Origin of the sequence: Priestia sp. RMT2NF4, assembly GCF_047872835.1 — a bacterium.
Classification (GTDB): Bacteria; Bacillota; Bacilli; order Bacillales; family Bacillaceae_H; genus Priestia; species Priestia zanthoxyli.
In genome coordinates, this window is record NZ_JBLQZO010000001.1 from 1440946 (window position 1) to 1458296 (window position 17351).

Consider the following 17351-nt stretch of genomic DNA (forward strand, 5'->3'; position numbering starts at 1 on the left):
CTTTTTATCTTTACATGCCATTAATTGCTGGCGTTTTCTTTATTTTCCGCACTGGCTGCATGCAAAAAATTTTCTAACCGCTTTTTGACAAACGGCCATTCGTCATCGATTATACTGAAGATGACCGAATCTCGTACGTATCCATCTGGTAAAAGCATATGTTTTCTGCTAATGCCTTCTTGCGTAGCACCTAACCGTTTAATAGCCGCTCTAGACCGCTTGTTTCGCGCATCCGTTTTGAACTGAACGCGGTGAAACTTCAGCTCTTCAAAACAGTATTTTAATAATAAATACTTACACTCCGTGTTGACTCGCGTTCGCCACACGGATGGATGATACCACGTCCACCCTATTTCTACGCTTTTGTTAGGAAGTGATATATCTAAAAATCTTGTGCTTCCTACAATTGAATGTGACTCTATATCAAATACAGCAAAAGGCAGCTCTCTTCCTTCCTGCTTTGCTGTTAAAGCACTTTCAATCAGCTGTTTCATATCACTTAGACGATGAACTTTTACCGGGAGATGCTCCCAAATTTCTTTCGGTTTTGCAGCTTCATAGAGTCCTTGCTCATACATTTTTTCAAGCGGCACTAGCTTTACCGCTGTTCCTACAAGTTCAACTGACTTTAGCATAACCTCACTCCTTTTTGATACGTTTAAAGAAAATGTTAATACAGGTATACGTATTGAAAAAGGGTCAGTTTCTGCTTATTGCAAGGTATCACTTTCAGCGTGTATAGCTAGTGATCAGCTAAGTGCTTTTCGAGAAAGTCACTTACTGTTTGGAAGGCTTCGTCCGCTGATTCTTTATTAAAGGTTTGTGAAAAAGGATTCATAAACCCATGAAATCCATAAAACTTTTTGATTTCCAAAAGCGGCTCTCTTTTTTGCTCTAGTGAGTTTATTAAACAGTCTACATCAAATGTTTGCTCTTCAGCGGGAAAAATAAGAAGAGTTGGACACACAGGACGTCTATTTATATAGTCTCTAATGCGCGATCCGTAACAGCCAATCACAAAGTCACACAAATTGTTTTCACTGCATAGCCACGATATTGTGGCTCCTACACTAAATCCCATGATCCCTACTTCTTCATATTCTTGTTTTAGCTGAATTAACATGTTAGTAATTTGTTTTGAACCCTCGTCAATCCCAATGTTTTGAACAAAGTTCTGATAAGCCATTCCTTCTTCTTCATAACTATAAGGAATGTCTCTAGATAATAAGTTAGGGCAGATAATATCTGCCTCTAACTTAGACAATTTCTCTTTCATAAACTTCATATGATCGTTCACACCGTATATTTCATGAATTAATAAAATGGCTTTATTTGGCTTTTCCATACCTTTTTACAAAACAGTCGTTTCTCTCGCCAGTTCACGGTGCAATACGTCTCCCATGCGCTTCATGCCTTCTACGATTTGCTCCGCAGACATATTCGAGTAATTCAAGCGCAGCGCGTTGTTTCTTGTACCGTTTGGAAAGAAAGGAGTTCCCGGCACGCAGGCTACGTTATTTTTTAGACATTCTGAAAAGATATGTGCTGAATCGATTCCTTGGGGCAGTTCCACCCAAATAAACAATCCGCCTTCTGGCTTACTGTAAGACAAATTCTCTGGGAAAAATTCTTCAATGCACGATAACATTTGCGTACATCGCTCTTTGTATACGGCTTTGATTTTTTGAATGTGCTCTTCGATATCGTAAAGCTCCATGTACTTAGCCGTTACGCGCTGAGCAAAGCTGTCGGTATGTAAGTCAGCCACTTGTTTAAACGCCACGTACTTATCAATGAAAGCTTCATCTGCGCACACCCAGCCGATTCGAAGACCTGGTGCAAAGATTTTAGAGAATGTGCTGATATAAATAACTCTGCCTTCTGTATCAAAATGCTTGACGGGCGGAAGGGTTTCTCCTGCAAATCGTACGCCTCCGTACGGATTGTCTTCTACAATCAGCACGTCGTATGCATTCGCAAGCTCGATCATTCGCTGACGTCTTTCTCGCGTTAAGGTGCGTCCTGTAGGGTTTTGAAAATCTGGAATTGTATAGATAAATTTAGCATGCGGATTTTCTTGAAGTTTTTTCTCCAGCTCTTCCATAATCATTCCGTCTTCATCCATATCTACTTCTACAAACGTTGCATTGTAAGATTTGAAGACGTTAATGGCTGCTAGGTACGTTGGACTTTCACAGATTACCACGTCTCCGTCATTAAGAAACAGTCTTCCTGTAAGATCGATTGCCTGCTGAGATCCGGACGTAATTAAAATGTTTGAAACAGCGGACTCGATGCCGATATGCTTCATTCGTGTCGAAATGGCTTCTCGTAAAGGAATATACCCTTCAGTTGTACTGTATTGAAGCGAAGCGGCTCCGTCTTCATTTAATACGGCGCGGCACGCATCGTTCATTGCTTCAACGGGAAATAGCTCCGGCGCTGGAAGTCCTCCTGCAAACGAAATCACTTCTGGTCGTTCCGTTACTTTTAAAATTTCGCGCGTTTCAGAGGATTTTACAAGACTAGCTCGTTGGGCAAATTTATCTTTCATTGATGATCATTCCTTTTTTAGATTTTAAACTTTTGCAGTGACTCAAACTTTCAATGGTAAAACTAATTATTCGAATAGTCAGAAAAATTAAGACGGATGCTTCTATTCATGAGATTATGCAGCTTTTACAGCTTGCAAGATGCCTTTTTAACAGACAACTAGCATGTGCGTCCTCTCTGACTCTCCCTTTCTCCTTTCAATATATATTTTCTTATTCCCTATCTGCAATACAATTCAAAGGTCGTACGATAAATGTGGCCTTATATTTAATGTATGTTAAAAAGGATAACATAAAATTCAAATAAATAAACAATAAATTCTACAAATTCTTAATTTTTTATACAAATATATTTATCTCACTAAACGATTCTTCAAAATCATTCCTTTTATATATGTATCAAAGAAGTTCATGGCGCAATTATAAACCTAAAATTTAACATTTTCTATTGACTATTTATATCATTAAATGATATATATTAATTAACGATATATCGTTTAATGATATAAGGAGGTTGAATATGCCGCGAAACGATTCATTAGAGACGGGGGAACTTACCGACACGTCTTACTACATCTTAGTGTCCCTCATAGAAGCAAAACACGGGTATCTTATCATGAAAACGATTGAAGATATGACCAATCAACAGTTTTCGATTGGACCTGCATCTATGTACACTACAATTAAAAAACTTCTTGCAGCTGAGTTAATCATGCTTTGTGGCGAAAGCAAAGACAAAAAGAAAACGTATGTTGCAACGGAAAAAGGAATTCAGTTTTTAAAAAAAGAAATTCAGCGCCGCAAAGAAATGATTAAGCACGCTGAAGATATTTTAGGAGGTTTATAAATGAAAAAGACAAAATACATACTGAGCGGCGGGACTGCTTTTGCCGAAAAAGAAGATTTACAAAAGCTCAGCGACTATGCAAAAAAAGGCTGGCTTTTAGACCGTTGGGCTCTTTTTGGATATACATTAAAAAAAGGAAAGGCTCAAGAGCTTCAATATTCACTAGATTTTCAAGAACATGCAGATGATGAATATTTTTTGCTTTTTAAAGAAGCCGGATGGCAGCACGTTTGTTCAACAGGTCATGCTATGCATATTTTCAGCGCATCTCCGGGAACAAAACCTATTTATTCCGATGTAGAAACGATCATTGACAGATACGAACGAGAAAAGCGTTCTGTAGGAAAAGCAGCTCTATCTATTCTTGTCGCGATGGTGTTTCTGCTGCTTTTTGACGTTATGAGCTTATACGGCTGGCTTCCGGAAGCAGTAGGTACAATAAGCGAGATTTTATTAGCGATTTCAACAGTAATTTTAGTATTTCCAGGACTTCCTTACCTTGCGTATCAGCGTAAGCTAAAAAAGCTTAGTAACACCTAAAGAGATTCCCTTTTCATTGACCTGCCGTATAAAACCCTTTATAATCCTTATTAACTCGATAAGACTTAAAGGTTTTAGTACAGGAGTGATGAAAAGTGAAATGGTTTCATTTTCTGTTTAATGAACGATGCCCAAAATGTAAGCAAGTGTTAAATACATCAAAATCTAATGCACTTCACGCGACTATAGTGAAAGTGTGTCCGTCTAACCACTACCAAAAAGAATTTCATCCTGCGCTTGAAACGTATGTGGAAAGTGATGAAGTGCTATAAAAAAAGCTATGGGAATCCATAGCTTTTTATAGTAGCCCCCACCAAATCTTAATTGCCGTTGCTAAAATCAAACCGGCAAGGATCCACTGAAGCACTTTTGTATTCATTTTCTGACCAACTTTTGCACCGACTGGAGAGGCAATTAAACTTGCCGCAACTAAAATAAGTGCCGGTATAAATGGAACTTGATGGGTCACCAGCTTTCCAACCGTTGAACCAATGGAAGAAATAAAGGTAACGGCTAGTGAAGTTGCAATGGTTATTCGAGTTGGAATTTTAAGCACCACAAGCATCACAGGAACTAAAATAAAGGCTCCTCCTGCTCCTAACACGCCTGCTACGGCTCCAATAAGTAATGATAAAATAGAAGATAACCCTTTATTGAATTGAAGTTCGCCTTCTTTTATCTTATCTACATTTTTCTTTGGAATAAACATCATCATAACCGCAATAAGAGCTAAAACTCCATATACAACATTTAATCCTTGTTCACTCATATAATGTGAGAGGTAGCTTCCAAGCATGCTCCCAATTAGAATATTGCTGCCCATGTATAAAATTAATGATTTGTTTAAAAATCCGCTTTTTCGATACGCCCATACGCCGCCTAATGTCGCAAAGAATACTTGAATGGCTCCTGCACCTGAGACGTGATGAGCCGTTAATGCTCCTACTCCTACTAATGGAGGAATATATAACAGCATCGGATAATTAATAACAGACCCGCCAATACCGACCATACCGGAAATGAACGACCCAATAAATCCAATAAGAAAAAGCGTGATGATAAATGTAAGATCCATCTATAGTCGCTCCGTTTCATATAAGGAAAGGGTACCTTTTACAAGAGATACCCTTTTCGTCTATTATTTCTTATCCTTTTTTAATCCAAAATTTAAGAACGTCGCCTTCTTCTGTATGAAGAAGCTCGTGACCGCCAGATCTTGCCCAGGCTGCAAGGTCATTTTTTGCCCCTTTATCCGTTGCGTGAATTTCTAACACTTGACCTGCTTCTAATTCATTCATTGCTTTTTTTGTTTTAACAATCGGCATTGGACATGCCAGCCCTTTTGCATCTAGTACTTTATTTGATTCCATTTCTTTCTCTCCTTTGTTTAGGTTTTAGCGAATCGCACAGCGGTTTGGTCCAATTTCCATTTCACGCTGTTTTTCTTCATCTGGGCTTACTTTTCCCATGTTGGTTTCACGAATTTCTTGATACGCATTTGGCTGCGGCGGTAAGTTGTCTGTTACTAAGTGTCTGAACTCTGCTTCGTCTTTAATATTTAATCCGTGATTTTCCACAAACAACGTACCTAACTTTTCAGCTACGCTGCCGTTGTCATTTAGCTCATCAATAATCATAAAATGAGCTGGCAATACGATTAACTCGTCTGACAATGCTTTATAGCGTGTATAAAGCGTCTCGCGCAAATCGCCTACCCAGTCTTCAGCCATACCAGCTAAATCAGGACGTCCAATTGAATCGATGAACAAAATATCACCTGAAAGCAAGTATTGATCGTCTACGATAAAAGAAGTGGAACCAATCGTATGACCCGGTGAATAAAGAGGCTGAATCGTAATCGTTGTGTTGCCAATTACGACATCACTGCCTTCTTCTAACGCCTTGTAGTCGAACATCACTTCTTCTGCATCTTTTGGAGGCAGCCAGTACGCTGCATTTGTTGCTTCCGCAATGACTCTTCCTCCTGAAATGTGATCTGCATGAAGGTGCGTATCAAACACGTGCTTAACCGTGACACCAAGCTCTTTGGCAAAGTTGATATACACATCCGCCATACGCGTTGCGTCAATAATAGCCGCTTCACCGTTTGATACGATCATATAAGATAAGCATCCTTTACCGATACGAACAAACTGATAGATCTCTCCGCCGTCTTTTAAATCGCCGACTTTAACAGGCTCTAAATATTCACTCCATGCTTTCATACCGCCTTTTAGGTACGATACGGTAAGACCCGCTTCTGAAAGCATGTCAGCTACCATCACGGATGAACCTTCTTTAGCACAGACAACTAACACTTCTTTATCAGAAGGGATTTTTTCTAAGATTTCTTCTACTCCGTCTAAAAGATCGAAGTATGGAACATTTAAATGCTGAAATTGATGACCTTCAATTTTCCAATCGCTAAAATCACTTTCGTTACGAACGTCCAAGATAAATAACGCTTCTTTATTGATAATTTTAGATGTAACTTCTTTTGCAGTAAGTACATGTACTGTCATATTAAAATACCTCCTTAGGTATATGAACTATCAAAATTTTTTAATCCATTATAATCGATTGGTTATTCTACTTTACCCGTCCAGTCACGCATACCGGGAACCACGTTAATTAAATGTTTAAATCCTTGCTTTTTCATTGTTTGGCCTGCCATTTCACTTCGTCTTCCAGAGTGGCAAATAATATAAATTTCATCTTCTTTATTTAACTCATTGAAACGTTTTTCTACTTCACCAAGCGGAATATGAACCACGCCTGGAATATGAGCTTCATCGTATTCTTCTACTTCACGAACGTCTAAAATGTGAAGATGTTCATCATTCTCTACTTTTTTCGCAAATTCTTCTAATGAAATTTCAGGAATTGGCGTTACGTTTTCTTCAGCTCCGCCTTTACGAAGAAAGTGGTGAAGAACGTCACCTGCTGCCTCGGTACCTAAATACTCATGACCTGTGCTTTTTGCCCACGCTTGTAAGTCAGCGGTAGAGCCTTTATCCGTTGCTTGAATTTCTAGCACTTGACCTGCTTCTAATTCATTCATTTTCTTCTTTGTTCTTACGATTGGCATTGGACATGCTAACCCTTTTGCATCTAATACGAAGTTTGCTTGCATCATTTCTTTTTCCTCCTTGGTTTAAATACTGGTAGGGGTATATTTTTATCTAAAAAAATTAGACCGTTTCCCCTTTCCACTCCATCATGCCGCCGGTCATATTCGTTACACTGTAGCCTTGCTGCTCCAGAAAACGAGCTGCCATTCCGCTTCTGCCACCAGAACGACAGACAACAATATAATTCTTTGCTTTATCTAACTCATGCATACGGAATTCCAATAAAGGAAGCGGAATATTTAACGCATTTGGTATTTTACCTATTTTTACTTCCTCTACTTCACGCACGTCTAAAATGTGAATTTGTTCTTGTTTTTTTACTAAGTGTTCTACTTCTTGTGCTGCTATTGTCTTCACTCTGCGTCTCCTCCTTCTTGATTTATCTCCACGTATTCATGCCGCCTTTAACGTTGGTAATGGATATAAAACCTTGCTTTTTCAACAGCTTACTTGCTTTCATACTTCTCATTCCGCTTTGACAAATAACGACTACCTCTCTGTCTTTTGAAAGCTGACCTGTTTGCGCTGGCAATTCTGATAAAGGAATGTTTCGAAACCCTTTAATATGTTTGGTACGAAATTCATGTGGTGTTCGCACATCGATAAACTGGTTATTTTTATTTTTTAACTTTGCTTTTAACTCCGTTGTGGCTATTTGCTGAATACCTTTTACCGGTGCGAAGCGCTGATATAAAAACCACAGCAGAAGAACGATAATAAGCGCATTGATAATCATATTAACCCTCGCTTCATGAGCTATCTTTTAGATGAATAAGTTTACGTTTCCGTCTTCTGCGTCGGCTAAATACGCCGCTACGCCTGCATATTCAATATTATCTAGCAGCTCTTTTTCCTGTAACCCTAGAAGATCCATCGTCATTGTACAAGCTACTAGCTTAACGTCTTGTTCCTGTGCCATTTCGATAAGCTGCGGCAGCGTTAAAGCATTATGCTTTTTCATGACATTTTTAATCATTTTAGGTCCCATACCTGCAAAGTTCATTTTAGATAAGCCCATTTTATCCGCACCGCGCGGCATCATTTTGCCAAACATCTTTTCTAAAAATCCTTTTTTCACCGGCACCATTTCTTCTTTACGAAGCGCATTCAATCCCCAAAACGTATGGAATATCGTCACTTCATGGTCATAAGCAGCCGCTCCGTTAGCAATAATATAAGCTGCCATCGCTTTGTCATAATCACCGCTAAATAATACAATTGTTGTTCGTTTCTTTTGTTCAGTCATGTTGTTCCTCCTATTACCCTGTGGGGTATATTTAATTCTAAAAAAATTAGCTCTTTTGAATGTAAAAGATAAATGTGCTTCCTTCTTCTTTAAAATCAATAAGCTCGTGTCCTGTTGATTTTGCCCAAGCTGTTAGATCACTTTTAGCACCTTTATCTGTCGTTTGCACTTCTAATACTTGGCCTGTTGTTAAAGTATCCATTGCTTTTTTTGTTTTTACGATTGGCATTGGACACGCTAATCCTTTTGCATCTAAAACTTGATCAATTTTCATAGTGTTTATCTCTCCTTTTATATACATATACCTGTAAGGGTATATTATATTAAATAATGATATTCGTCAACCTTAAATAAGGTGACAACGATTAACGACTTTTCACTAACAGCTGTACAGCTTCTTTCACTAACCCTTCCGTTGGCTCTCCTTGCTGAAGGCTTTCTCTGACGCACTGTTCAAGATTGCTGCTCACAATAACTCCCATTGTGCGATCAATGGCACTTCTTGCAGCAGATAATTGAGTCACGACGTCTCGGCAGTCTTTTCCTTGTTCCATCATGCTAAGCACGCCTTTTAACTGCCCTTCAATTCGGCGCATGCGATTTTTCACTTGTTGATTATACTCCATAATCGAATACCCCTTTCTTTCCTTTACTTTTACACGCTGCTAACTCATAGCTGCGTACTTTAAAACCTTTTTTTCGTAAGAACCGTACGCCTAAATTTAACTCCACTCTATCTCCGGCAATCAGATGAACGCTGCCCTGTGGAATTTCTGAATAAAAGCGTTTGAGATACGCATACGGAATAACTATACTAATCGAATCATGAACTTCATGATAATGACGAATATCTACAACCGTTCGCCCAAGTTCTTTTGCTTCAGATTCCCGTATGCACTGTATTCCTTTAACAGGATAATAACGTCTGTATGCAATAAATAAAATAGCAAGCAACAATACTGCTATATAAAGCATAACAATCACCGCCTTGCTATTGAATTGATGTTGTTTACACGCTCTATATTATACCCCTACAGGTATATTGTCAAGCGAGAAAATTATAGTTAATTTTGCTGATTTACATGGATCCTTTCATACGAGCCAATCCACTTTATACAGTTTAGGAATTATGAATGTTTTCTTTAACCTGCTTTATTGTGTGTACCCCCTCCCCTATAGATCAAACATACTTTTCCGTTTTCATGCATCACCTGTGCTCATATAAATGACTAAAAAATAAGCTTACTGCCCCATTGATCATCTGCGCACAAAAGGTCCAGTTCTCCTTAGGAACTGGACCTTTTGTGTTAAAAAGCTGATTAGCTTTGATGATAAATATTATGCCATTGATTCCATGAACTGTGTGGATGCTGCTGGTGCCACTGATTCCATGGCACATATGGATTTTGCTGATGCCACTGATTCCACGAACCGTGCGGATACTGCTGATGCCACTGATTCCAAGGTGTGTATGGATGTTGTTGATGCCATTGATTCCATGTGCCGTGCGGATACTGTTTATGCCACTGCTCCCAAGGTACATGAGGATGTTGCTGATGCCATTGATTCCACGTGCCTTGAGGATGCTGGTGATGCCATTGTTCCCATGGAATATAATGTTGCTGTCCTTGATGCATGTTTCTTCAACTCCTTTTCCTTTGCCACATCATATGTTCATGTTGGGATTTAGAGCTTATCTATTTTAAAATATATAGGCGTTTGATTAATTATGAATTACATAACACTTTTGTTTGTATATGGTAATATCAATATAAAACATCCAGGAGGATTTCAATTGGTTAAAAACTTACCTTTATTAATGGCTATCTTACTTATAGGAGTAAGCTCTTCTCTTATAAGCGGAAGCATAAACTTATCTGGAAGTATAGAATGGATATTTTTTATTATTAGCCTTATTGCTAATATTACTGCCGTGATTGGTCTTTCTTTACACGTATTCCTTTACCTTCCTATGAAAAAAGCTGAGAAAAATCTAAAAGAAACGTTTAAATGAATATAAGCAAAAGAAGCAGATTTCTTATGAGAAGTCTGCTTCCTTTGTCAGCTTGTATTAAACTTGTTTTTTTCGACTTCTTTACACCAAAAGATGCATATAGCTCTTTATTCGGAAGGAGATGGAAATCTTGCTGCTTCGAAATGCGACACATTTTCTGTTGTGACAATTGTGCCGTCAACATTACTTTCTGCGAAGACTTCAACTCGGTCTCCTTTTTCTAAATTATAAATAGTAGAAACGGATACCACGTTAACAAACACAGTGTTTCCCCCAAAGAAATCGTTATCAATCGCGATAACCGTCGTACCGTTGACACGAATTTCTACGCGCGCTCGATAATCGACAGTCGTATCATTAGGAAGAAATCCAATTGTAGCAACAAGAGAATATACGCCATCTTTTTTAGGACGAAAAGTGGATGTAACCGGGTTATATTCATTCGCTAAGTCAAATTGTTTAAACTGATAGGAAACTTTTACAGAAGTGTTTGCTGATACGGGTTGATTTGTAAGGCTAAGAGCACGAAATGCTGAGTCTCTTGTATTTCCTTGCTTGTCTTGTGGGCAAGAACTATGGTGATGTTTCTTAGCAGAATAAGATCTTTCTACATGATATTTATCATCTTTTTTAATCGTAATCATCCTCTCTTTATGTGTCTATCTATTTTATTCATTCGCAGGAAAAATGCTTGGATGCTTGTCCTTTGACTCATAATTTTTAATAGAGGAAGTGATAGATTTCTGAATTTCCCACAAAAAAACACCTTCTCATTTGAGAAGGTGTTTTGCAATTAACCTACAATATTATAGCCAGCGTCTACGTGTACGATTTCTCCTGTTACGCCGCGTGAAAGATGGCTCAGTAATACAACCGTCATGTCGCCAACTTCTGCTTGCGTTACGTTACGCTTAAGAGGTGCTTTTTCTTCAACTTTGTGAAGAATTTGGTTAAAGTCAGAAATGCCTTTTGCTGCAAGCGTACGAATTGGGCCTGCTGAAATCGCATTTACTCGGATATTGTCTTTTCCTAAGTCTAATGCTAGGTATTTTACTGAAGACTCAAGTGCCGCTTTCGCTACGCCCATTACGTTATAGCCTTCCACTGCACGCTCTGCACCAAGATAGCTCATTGCTACAAGAGAACCGCCTTCTGTCATAAGAGGTTTTGCTGCTTTTGCTACAGCGATAAATGAATAAGCGCTTGTGTCTTGAGCAAATGCATATCCGCTTCTTGATGTATTAATGAACTCGCCGTTTAAATCTTCTGAGTGAGCAAACGCAACAGAGTGAATAACTCCGTGAACTGTACCTGCTTCTTCTCCGATTTTTTTGAACGCTGCTTCAATACTTTCGTCGCTGTTTACGTCACATTCAGCAATTAATGATGCTTGAATTTCATTTTTTTCTAAAAGCTTGTTCAATTTTCCTAGTGAACGTTCTTTACGGTATGTAAAAATTAAGTTTGCTCCTACTTGATGAAGGGCTTTTGCAACACCCCAAGCAATACTTCGGTCGTTGGCAACTCCCATAATAACGATGTTCTTGTTCTTTAATTGTAATAAATCTTCCATATTATCCTCCAAAAAAAATTAGTCATCGATGATGACTAATAGGTAATTGTATAGCTTCATTATAGCATAAAGATGCGCTTAGTTCCTAAATGTCTTATGAATTATCCATTTTTGGTCTATAAATGACCTCTTACTTGGCTGCAGATGAGAATGAGTTCATTCCTGACCACAACCGTTTGCTTATACCCCATATGTATAAAACTTTTTATCGACGTTCATCACCGGGAAATTCGCAGGCAGCTTTTCTTTTTCTATAGCTTGAAATCCATTTTTCTCATAAAAGCGATGGGCAGCCCTATATTGCAATGTCGTTCCTAAGTATATTCTTTCCACTTCTTGCTCTTTTGCCCACGCGATGGCTGTATACAATAAACGGTGAGCTGTTTTGAAGCTTGCTCCTCTATAAGGCTTTGCTACAAACATTTTTCGCAGGGCTACTTGGCGGCTGCCAATGTCTATTAAAGCTACGCTTCCTACTACTTTTTCGTTGCAAACAGCCACCCAGAAGTTTCCGTTGCCCTGCTGATAGAAGCTCTCGATTTCAAATAAATCCGGCTGATCTTTTTCCGTTATTGGAATGTGATATTCTTGCTGCTGAATAGGAAGAATTAAATCCACTACTTGCTGTTGATACTTGCTCGTATATGGCTGAATAACAATACTTTCACTCAAAACCTCCACCGCCTCTAATCTATTTACTCCATCTTATTTTTGACTGTTTTTAATACTGCATAACCTATGTTTATTACAAAACCAATCACGGCACCTGTAAGAATCGATATCACACCTACAGCGATAAAATCCTCTTTAGTCGGCTGAAATAAATTCATGGAAAGCAAACCAAACATAAAAAGCATTGGAATAAGATAACTCAGCATCTTTTTCAACTTCGCACCTCATTTTCTTATTTCTATAAACCCTGTAACCATTTTACCGTATATTAATTTCCTATTTATTACAACCTTTATCTTCTTTCATGTTTTTATCAAAGAAATGAAAAAAAGTGCCTGCCTCTCGTTCCTTGGTAATTGAGAGACGGGCACTTTTTTATAAAACATGACTTGTTGCTTGTAAAAAGAACTGCGACTGTTCGTAGTTATACGTCACTTTTGAAAAGTCAAACGGCTGGCCATTCGCTAAGTGAAAGAGCGTTTCAATAAATAATTTAGGATCGCCTTCTTTTAATCCTAAGTACTTTGCTTCTTCTTCGTTCAGCTTGCCGACGTGAAGATATAGATCAGAAAACCCGATTTTTAAGCCAAGGCCTTCTTTAATGTAATGAAAAATAGACTGAGAAACAATTTCGTTATTTAAGTACGTAACGATGGATTTATTATAAAACGATTCTTCCAGACAAAGCGTCTGGCCGTTAATATACCGTACTCTTTTTACATAATAGACGTCGCTATTTTCTTCTATGTTTAAATTTAACGCCGCTTCTTGTGTCGGTTTCCGTACATCTAGCTCAATTACTTCCGACGTTAACTGAAAATCTTCAAGTTCACTTGTAAATCCTTGATTGGAAAGCAAGCCAATATATCCTTTTCGTTTATGACGACGGACAAAAATGCCGCTTCCTCTTACTTGAAAAACAACGCCTTTTTTCTCCAGCAGATCTAAGGCTTTTGTTACGGTGCTTTTGCTCGCCTTAAACTGTGCCATCAGCGTTTCTAATACCGGCAGCTTGTCTCCTTGCTGAAGCTTGTGTTCTTCAATATAGGTTTCAATTTCAATTGCAATTTGTTGGTATTTGATCATAGCTATACCTCTTTACTGATATTTGTCTCAAGAATAACACGATTATACCATAATCTAACTCCAACCCATAAACTTAAATTATTTATTGATTATTATTTTATTTGGGTATTGATAAATTGTATCGGTACAATTATACTGAAAGCGTATACTCAACAAGGGTGTTAACAATCACACCGGTTATTATCACACATTCAAGCGATTATCGAGAAGTAATCGTTGAAGATATTAAGAATAGCGGACTGAATCAAACATTATTTACCGTAGTGAAATAAGGAGGAACTAACAATGACAAAGATGCCAAAAGATTTTTTATGGGGCGGCGCATTAGCAGCTCATCAATTTGAAGGTGGATGGAATCAAGGCGGAAAAGGACCGAGCGTAGTAGACGTTATGACTGCAGGTGCGCACGGTGTACCGCGACAAATCACTGAAACAGTGGAAGATGATAAATTTTATCCAAATCACGAAGCGATTGATTTTTATCACCGCTACAAAGAAGATATCGCACTGTTTGCAGAAATGGGCTTAAAATGTTTGCGAACGTCTATCGGCTGGAGCCGTATTTTCCCTAAAGGCGATGAAGCTGAGCCAAACGAAGAAGGACTAAAATTTTACGACGATGTATTTGATGAACTGTTAAAGCACGGGATTGAACCGGTTATTACGCTGTCTCACTTTGAAATGCCTCTGCATTTAGCTCGAGAATACGGCGGATTTAGAAGCCGAAAAGTGGTAGATTGCTTTGTGAAATTCGCTGAAGTTTGTTTCGACCGCTACAAAGACAAAGTCACGTACTGGATGACGTTTAATGAAATCAACAATAAAATGGACGTAAACAATCCTCTATTTCTATGGACGAACTCAGGCGTTTCTGTAAAGCCTGGTGAAAATGCAAAAGAAGTGATGTATCAAGCGGGACATCATGAACTTTTAGCAAGCGCTCTTGCCGTATCAAAAGGAAAAGAAATTAATCCAGATTTCCAAATCGGAGCAATGGTGTCACATGTGCCAATTTATCCGTATTCTTCAAACCCTGAAGACGTGATGTTAGCAGAAGAAACAATGAGACAGCGCTACTTCTTCCCTGACGTTCAAGTTCGCGGCTATTACCCGAGCTACGCGTTAAAAGAATTTGAACGAGAAGGCTATCATATTCCGTTTGAAGAAGGCGACGAAGAAATTTTACGAAACGGAAAAGTCGATTATTTAGGCTTCAGCTATTACATGTCCACAACGGTTAAAAGCGACGTTGAAGCTGATAACACGGGTGATATCGTAAACGGCGGCTTGCCAAACGGCGTAGCAAACCCTTATATCAAATCAAGCGATTGGGGCTGGTCGATCGATCCAACGGGCTTGCGCTATACGTTAAATCGTTTCTACGACCGCTATCAAATTCCGCTATTCATTGTAGAAAACGGATTTGGCGCCATCGATACGGTTGAAGCAGACGGTTCCATTCATGACGCATCGCGAATTGAATATTTAAAATCGCACATCGAAGCGTTAGAAAAAGCTGTAACGTACGATGGTGTTGATTTAATGGGCTACACGCCGTGGGGAATTATTGATATTGTTTCCTTTACAACAGGCGAAATGAAAAAACGATACGGGATGATTTATGTCGACCGTGACAACGAAGGAAACGGATCGATGAAACGCTACAAAAAAGATTCTTTTAACTGGTATAAACATGTGATTGAAACAAACGGTGAAGAACTGTAAGAAATCAGAAAAGCCGGGTACCTGCGTGAAGACACAGGAAACCGGCTTTTTTAAATGTAAAAATAAATGCAAATACGTTATCTCGGTTTATCTACTAGCTGCGTTTGCGCAATTTCTGTTTGCTTAATTCCCGCTCGTTGAATTTCATCAGCAAACGATTCATGTTTCAGCGTTTTGATTACCTTTTCGCTTCCATCTCGAAGAGTATACACTCTAAATTCATACATACTCTGCCCTCTCCTTTAAGCTATGATTGATGCGATTCATTAGATGCGCTTCTGTTCAAAGCAACTCCTAATAGAGGTTACTTTTTACTCTTCTTTACTTTACCCACTTTTTAGGAAACTAGACAAAGAGATTTACTCTGACGCGATAAAAGACACATAAAAAGCCTTTGCCGTAAGCAAAGACTTTTATCTATTGAATATTATTGTTCAAAGATGGTTCCTTTTTTGAACTTTGACTGTTTAAAAGCAAATTTCGTTAAAAGAATATACGCGACTCCTGCGACTACTACTCCTATAATCCAGCCTAAATCAACTTCAATAAACGCAGCGCCTGCACCGATGAGCATCGCAAACAAAGCGCATGGATTGTAGCCGGAAAACGGCCCTTTTTCTTGATACAATTCCTCTACATTCACTTTTTGCTTCCGTAAAATATAGTAATCGACTAGTAAAATAGAAACAATCGGCCCTAAAAAAGCAGAGTAAATCAAAATGAACAAACCAAGACCTGCAGCTGATGAATCTTGAACAAGCACCCAAGGGAACGAGCAAAAGGCAAGCAGCCCGGTAATCGTAACCGCTACTTTATAGTTTGCTTTTGTCAGCAGCGTAATGACATACGTAGGCGGAATAATGTTTGCCACCATGTTTACGGCAATCACGCCAATCACAATAAATGCTGATACAGCAACAGTGATATACGAATTATCGACTACAACCGCGAACGCTTTAACTGGATTGGAAATACCCGTAGCAGAAGCAAGCATAGCCCCGATTGTAAGAACAAATCCGTAGGCTACTAGAATTGGTGTAAAATATAAAAATCCGCGCTTCTTGTCGCTAATGCCTGGCTTTAGCTCTCTGGAGTAATCGGCTGCGCTTAGAAAAATCGCCGCATAATTACCCATAAACATCATGATGAAAGAAAAGAACGGAAGTCCCCACGAGCCTTTTGTATGTACCCACTTCTCCCCTACTACTTCACTATGAGACGTTAAAAGAACACCAAATACATACACAAGACCAAGCAATATAATGATCGACGCAAGCATCTCTACCCATTTAACCGCGTGGAAGCTGTACAGCGAAAGAACAATTTGCAGCAGTTGAATGATAATAAAACAAAGAACAAGATTGTCAAAAGACCCTTTGCTCACAATTTTACCAATTTCGTTTAAAGCTGTACCCCCTGTCCAGCTTTGGAAACCATACCAAATGATAGCTGGAATACCTCGTAAAAGAGACGATATAACGGAGCCTTTTATGCCAAAAGACATTCGAAGCTGCATCACATACGGTATACCCGTCTTATAGCCAATTCGATCGTTTAACACAAAAAAAGTAGAAATAATACCAATAGCAATAATGGCTGCCACAAACGTTTGAAAAAGATTTAATACCGCTGTACCCGCAATTACTAAGCTCGCACCAAGCGTCATGTTTCCTAAATTAACGCCGTCTCCAATCCACATAAACATATAGGACAGCGGAGTTAGCTTTCGATCACTTTCCGCTTTTGGCTTTAGTGACGGATCAAGACCCCTATCTTGATGAGAATGTACCTCTTCTATAACGGTACTTGTTGCATTTGTAGACACTATACACTCAACTCCTTTTTTATGGTGCTTACACGCCTAAAACTAACATCTAATGTGAGTTAACTTAACATGTACATATTGTATACGAATCGCAGTGCAAGTTCATCATTATTTATGTGAATTTTCTGATATTAATTTGT

The 17351-nt window shown here is 38.7% G+C and carries 26 protein-coding genes; 5 read left to right on the forward strand and 21 right to left on the reverse strand.

Annotated features, from left to right (window positions below):
• Positions 1 to 20 precede the first annotated feature (20 nt).
• The 3 genes from ACMX9J_RS07615 to ACMX9J_RS07625 all read right to left on the reverse strand — a co-directional run bounded on the left by ACMX9J_RS07615 (position 21) and on the right by ACMX9J_RS07625 (position 2554).
• On the reverse strand, positions 21 to 635 hold the full coding sequence (locus tag ACMX9J_RS07615; protein WP_416225594.1) for a GNAT family N-acetyltransferase: 615 nt from the start codon (positions 633 to 635) through the stop codon (positions 21 to 23).
• Between the two features lie 107 nt (positions 636 to 742).
• The gene (locus ACMX9J_RS07620; RefSeq protein WP_416225595.1) at positions 743 to 1345 is read right to left on the reverse strand and encodes a dienelactone hydrolase family protein; all 603 of its coding nucleotides are present in this window, start codon (positions 1343 to 1345) and stop codon (positions 743 to 745) included.
• A 6-nt stretch (positions 1346 to 1351) separates the two neighbouring features.
• Entirely contained in the window at positions 1352 to 2554 is a 1203-nt protein-coding gene (locus tag ACMX9J_RS07625; protein ID WP_049165619.1) for a PLP-dependent aminotransferase family protein, read from the reverse strand.
• A gap of 518 nt (positions 2555 to 3072) precedes the next feature.
• Here ACMX9J_RS07625 and ACMX9J_RS07630 point away from each other — a divergent pair.
• The 3 genes from ACMX9J_RS07630 (at position 3073) to ACMX9J_RS07640 (ending at position 4211) form a co-directional block, all read left to right on the forward strand.
• On the forward strand, positions 3073 to 3399 hold the full coding sequence (locus ACMX9J_RS07630; protein WP_063247412.1) for a PadR family transcriptional regulator: 327 nt from the start codon (positions 3073 to 3075) through the stop codon (positions 3397 to 3399).
• The gene (locus ACMX9J_RS07635) at positions 3400 to 3939 is read left to right on the forward strand and encodes a DUF2812 domain-containing protein (RefSeq protein WP_098627576.1); all 540 of its coding nucleotides are present in this window, start codon (positions 3400 to 3402) and stop codon (positions 3937 to 3939) included.
• 95 nt (positions 3940 to 4034) lie between these two features.
• Positions 4035 to 4211: a hypothetical protein gene (locus tag ACMX9J_RS07640; RefSeq protein ID WP_221816836.1), complete on the forward strand. Its 177-nt coding sequence runs from the start codon at positions 4035 to 4037 to the stop codon at positions 4209 to 4211.
• Positions 4212 to 4237: 26 nt separating this feature from the next.
• Here ACMX9J_RS07640 and ACMX9J_RS07645 read toward each other — a convergent pair whose 3' ends face one another.
• The 11 genes from ACMX9J_RS07645 to ACMX9J_RS07695 form a co-directional block, all read right to left on the reverse strand.
• Positions 4238 to 5014 (reverse strand): sulfite exporter TauE/SafE family protein, encoded by a 777-nt coding sequence (locus ACMX9J_RS07645; RefSeq protein WP_416225596.1) that lies wholly within the window; start codon positions 5012 to 5014, stop codon positions 4238 to 4240.
• 70 nt (positions 5015 to 5084) lie between these two features.
• A complete protein-coding gene (locus tag ACMX9J_RS07650; protein WP_216144668.1) occupies positions 5085 to 5309 on the reverse strand; it encodes a sulfurtransferase TusA family protein in 225 nt (74 codons plus the stop codon).
• A 24-nt stretch (positions 5310 to 5333) separates the two neighbouring features.
• Positions 5334 to 6461 (reverse strand): MBL fold metallo-hydrolase, encoded by a 1128-nt coding sequence (locus ACMX9J_RS07655; RefSeq protein WP_416225597.1) that lies wholly within the window; start codon positions 6459 to 6461, stop codon positions 5334 to 5336.
• A 62-nt stretch (positions 6462 to 6523) separates the two neighbouring features.
• Positions 6524 to 7075, reverse strand: coding sequence for a sulfurtransferase TusA family protein (locus ACMX9J_RS07660; protein ID WP_034263896.1), 552 nt, complete (start codon positions 7073 to 7075; stop codon positions 6524 to 6526).
• Positions 7076 to 7130: 55 nt separating this feature from the next.
• The gene (locus ACMX9J_RS07665) at positions 7131 to 7427 is read right to left on the reverse strand and encodes a rhodanese-like domain-containing protein (protein WP_033580281.1); all 297 of its coding nucleotides are present in this window, start codon (positions 7425 to 7427) and stop codon (positions 7131 to 7133) included.
• Between the two features lie 22 nt (positions 7428 to 7449).
• Positions 7450 to 7806, reverse strand: coding sequence for a rhodanese-like domain-containing protein (locus tag ACMX9J_RS07670; protein WP_416225598.1), 357 nt, complete (start codon positions 7804 to 7806; stop codon positions 7450 to 7452).
• A gap of 27 nt (positions 7807 to 7833) precedes the next feature.
• Complete coding sequence (locus tag ACMX9J_RS07675) at positions 7834 to 8316, reverse strand: DsrE/DsrF/DrsH-like family protein (RefSeq protein ID WP_013058040.1); 483 nt, start codon at positions 8314 to 8316, stop codon at positions 7834 to 7836.
• Positions 8317 to 8362: 46 nt separating this feature from the next.
• A complete protein-coding gene (locus ACMX9J_RS07680; RefSeq protein WP_028414566.1) occupies positions 8363 to 8590 on the reverse strand; it encodes a sulfurtransferase TusA family protein in 228 nt (75 codons plus the stop codon).
• Between the two features lie 91 nt (positions 8591 to 8681).
• Positions 8682 to 8942 (reverse strand): metal-sensitive transcriptional regulator, encoded by a 261-nt coding sequence (locus tag ACMX9J_RS07685; RefSeq protein WP_033580279.1) that lies wholly within the window; start codon positions 8940 to 8942, stop codon positions 8682 to 8684.
• Positions 8932 to 9291: a hypothetical protein gene (locus ACMX9J_RS07690; RefSeq protein ID WP_047750421.1), complete on the reverse strand. Its 360-nt coding sequence runs from the start codon at positions 9289 to 9291 to the stop codon at positions 8932 to 8934. Before ACMX9J_RS07690 ends, ACMX9J_RS07685 begins: the two co-directional genes overlap by 11 nt.
• A 344-nt stretch (positions 9292 to 9635) precedes the next feature.
• Complete coding sequence (locus ACMX9J_RS07695; RefSeq protein WP_045290693.1) at positions 9636 to 9953, reverse strand: hypothetical protein; 318 nt, start codon at positions 9951 to 9953, stop codon at positions 9636 to 9638.
• A 158-nt stretch (positions 9954 to 10111) separates the two neighbouring features.
• On the opposite strand from ACMX9J_RS07695, the gene ACMX9J_RS07700 reads away from it, so the two are divergent.
• Complete coding sequence (locus ACMX9J_RS07700; protein WP_028414570.1) at positions 10112 to 10330, forward strand: hypothetical protein; 219 nt, start codon at positions 10112 to 10114, stop codon at positions 10328 to 10330.
• A gap of 107 nt (positions 10331 to 10437) precedes the next feature.
• Here the strand turns inward: ACMX9J_RS07700 and ACMX9J_RS07705 are convergent, their stop codons facing one another.
• The 5 genes from ACMX9J_RS07705 to ACMX9J_RS07725 all read right to left on the reverse strand — a co-directional run bounded on the left by ACMX9J_RS07705 (position 10438) and on the right by ACMX9J_RS07725 (position 13661).
• Entirely contained in the window at positions 10438 to 10974 is a 537-nt protein-coding gene (locus ACMX9J_RS07705) for a hypothetical protein (protein WP_416225599.1), read from the reverse strand.
• Positions 10975 to 11123: 149 nt separating this feature from the next.
• Positions 11124 to 11903 (reverse strand): enoyl-ACP reductase FabI, encoded by a 780-nt coding sequence (gene fabI / locus ACMX9J_RS07710; RefSeq protein WP_014459159.1) that lies wholly within the window; start codon positions 11901 to 11903, stop codon positions 11124 to 11126.
• Between the two features lie 180 nt (positions 11904 to 12083).
• The gene (locus ACMX9J_RS07715) at positions 12084 to 12575 is read right to left on the reverse strand and encodes a GNAT family N-acetyltransferase (RefSeq protein ID WP_221817618.1); all 492 of its coding nucleotides are present in this window, start codon (positions 12573 to 12575) and stop codon (positions 12084 to 12086) included.
• A gap of 23 nt (positions 12576 to 12598) precedes the next feature.
• Complete coding sequence (locus ACMX9J_RS07720) at positions 12599 to 12781, reverse strand: hypothetical protein (RefSeq protein ID WP_230624696.1); 183 nt, start codon at positions 12779 to 12781, stop codon at positions 12599 to 12601.
• 169 nt (positions 12782 to 12950) lie between these two features.
• Positions 12951 to 13661 carry a GntR family transcriptional regulator gene (locus ACMX9J_RS07725; RefSeq protein ID WP_033580274.1) on the reverse strand — a complete coding sequence of 237 codons (711 nt, stop codon included), beginning with the start codon at positions 13659 to 13661 and terminating at the stop codon, positions 12951 to 12953.
• Positions 13662 to 13946: 285 nt separating this feature from the next.
• On the opposite strand from ACMX9J_RS07725, the gene bglA reads away from it, so the two are divergent.
• The gene (bglA, locus tag ACMX9J_RS07730; RefSeq protein WP_033580273.1) at positions 13947 to 15386 is read left to right on the forward strand and encodes a 6-phospho-beta-glucosidase BglA; all 1440 of its coding nucleotides are present in this window, start codon (positions 13947 to 13949) and stop codon (positions 15384 to 15386) included.
• A gap of 77 nt (positions 15387 to 15463) precedes the next feature.
• Here bglA and ACMX9J_RS07735 read toward each other — a convergent pair whose 3' ends face one another.
• Positions 15464 to 15613, reverse strand: a complete 150-nt coding sequence (locus ACMX9J_RS07735; RefSeq protein WP_013058052.1) for a hypothetical protein — start codon at positions 15611 to 15613, stop codon at positions 15464 to 15466.
• Between the two features lie 200 nt (positions 15614 to 15813).
• On the reverse strand, positions 15814 to 17211 hold the full coding sequence (locus ACMX9J_RS07740) for an NCS1 family transporter (protein WP_176343751.1): 1398 nt from the start codon (positions 17209 to 17211) through the stop codon (positions 15814 to 15816).
• Positions 17212 to 17351 lie beyond the last annotated feature (140 nt).

What these genes read in the sequence shown, in the direction of transcription:
- ACMX9J_RS07720 (WP_230624696.1), bottom strand. Translation starts at nt 12,781, where the DNA reads ATGCTGAGTTATCTTATTCCAATGCTTTTTATGTTTGGTTTGCTTTCC.
- ACMX9J_RS07645 (WP_416225596.1), bottom strand. Translation starts at nt 5,014, where the DNA reads ATGGATCTTACATTTATCATCACGCTTTTTCTTATTGGATTTATTGGG.
- ACMX9J_RS07650 (WP_216144668.1), bottom strand. Translation starts at nt 5,309, where the DNA reads ATGGAATCAAATAAAGTACTAGATGCAAAAGGGCTGGCATGTCCAATG.
- ACMX9J_RS07615 (WP_416225594.1), bottom strand. Translation starts at nt 635, where the DNA reads ATGCTAAAGTCAGTTGAACTTGTAGGAACAGCGGTAAAGCTAGTGCCG.
- ACMX9J_RS07635 (WP_098627576.1), top strand. Translation starts at nt 3,400, where the DNA reads ATGAAAAAGACAAAATACATACTGAGCGGCGGGACTGCTTTTGCCGAA.
- ACMX9J_RS07655 (WP_416225597.1), bottom strand. Translation starts at nt 6,461, where the DNA reads ATGACAGTACATGTACTTACTGCAAAAGAAGTTACATCTAAAATTATC.
- ACMX9J_RS07620 (WP_416225595.1), bottom strand. Translation starts at nt 1,345, where the DNA reads ATGGAAAAGCCAAATAAAGCCATTTTATTAATTCATGAAATATACGGT.
- ACMX9J_RS07695 (WP_045290693.1), bottom strand. Translation starts at nt 9,953, where the DNA reads ATGCATCAAGGACAGCAACATTATATTCCATGGGAACAATGGCATCAC.
- fabI (WP_014459159.1), bottom strand. Translation starts at nt 11,903, where the DNA reads ATGGAAGATTTATTACAATTAAAGAACAAGAACATCGTTATTATGGGA.
- ACMX9J_RS07735 (WP_013058052.1), bottom strand. Translation starts at nt 15,613, where the DNA reads ATGTATGAATTTAGAGTGTATACTCTTCGAGATGGAAGCGAAAAGGTA.
- ACMX9J_RS07670 (WP_416225598.1), bottom strand. Translation starts at nt 7,806, where the DNA reads ATGATTATCAATGCGCTTATTATCGTTCTTCTGCTGTGGTTTTTATAT.
- ACMX9J_RS07725 (WP_033580274.1), bottom strand. Translation starts at nt 13,661, where the DNA reads ATGATCAAATACCAACAAATTGCAATTGAAATTGAAACCTATATTGAA.
- ACMX9J_RS07705 (WP_416225599.1), bottom strand. Translation starts at nt 10,974, where the DNA reads ATGATTACGATTAAAAAAGATGATAAATATCATGTAGAAAGATCTTAT.
- ACMX9J_RS07660 (WP_034263896.1), bottom strand. Translation starts at nt 7,075, where the DNA reads ATGATGCAAGCAAACTTCGTATTAGATGCAAAAGGGTTAGCATGTCCA.
- ACMX9J_RS07680 (WP_028414566.1), bottom strand. Translation starts at nt 8,590, where the DNA reads ATGAAAATTGATCAAGTTTTAGATGCAAAAGGATTAGCGTGTCCAATG.
- ACMX9J_RS07625 (WP_049165619.1), bottom strand. Translation starts at nt 2,554, where the DNA reads ATGAAAGATAAATTTGCCCAACGAGCTAGTCTTGTAAAATCCTCTGAA.
- ACMX9J_RS07690 (WP_047750421.1), bottom strand. Translation starts at nt 9,291, where the DNA reads ATGCTTTATATAGCAGTATTGTTGCTTGCTATTTTATTTATTGCATAC.
- ACMX9J_RS07675 (WP_013058040.1), bottom strand. Translation starts at nt 8,316, where the DNA reads ATGACTGAACAAAAGAAACGAACAACAATTGTATTATTTAGCGGTGAT.
- bglA (WP_033580273.1), top strand. Translation starts at nt 13,947, where the DNA reads ATGACAAAGATGCCAAAAGATTTTTTATGGGGCGGCGCATTAGCAGCT.
- ACMX9J_RS07685 (WP_033580279.1), bottom strand. Translation starts at nt 8,942, where the DNA reads ATGGAGTATAATCAACAAGTGAAAAATCGCATGCGCCGAATTGAAGGG.
- ACMX9J_RS07630 (WP_063247412.1), top strand. Translation starts at nt 3,073, where the DNA reads ATGCCGCGAAACGATTCATTAGAGACGGGGGAACTTACCGACACGTCT.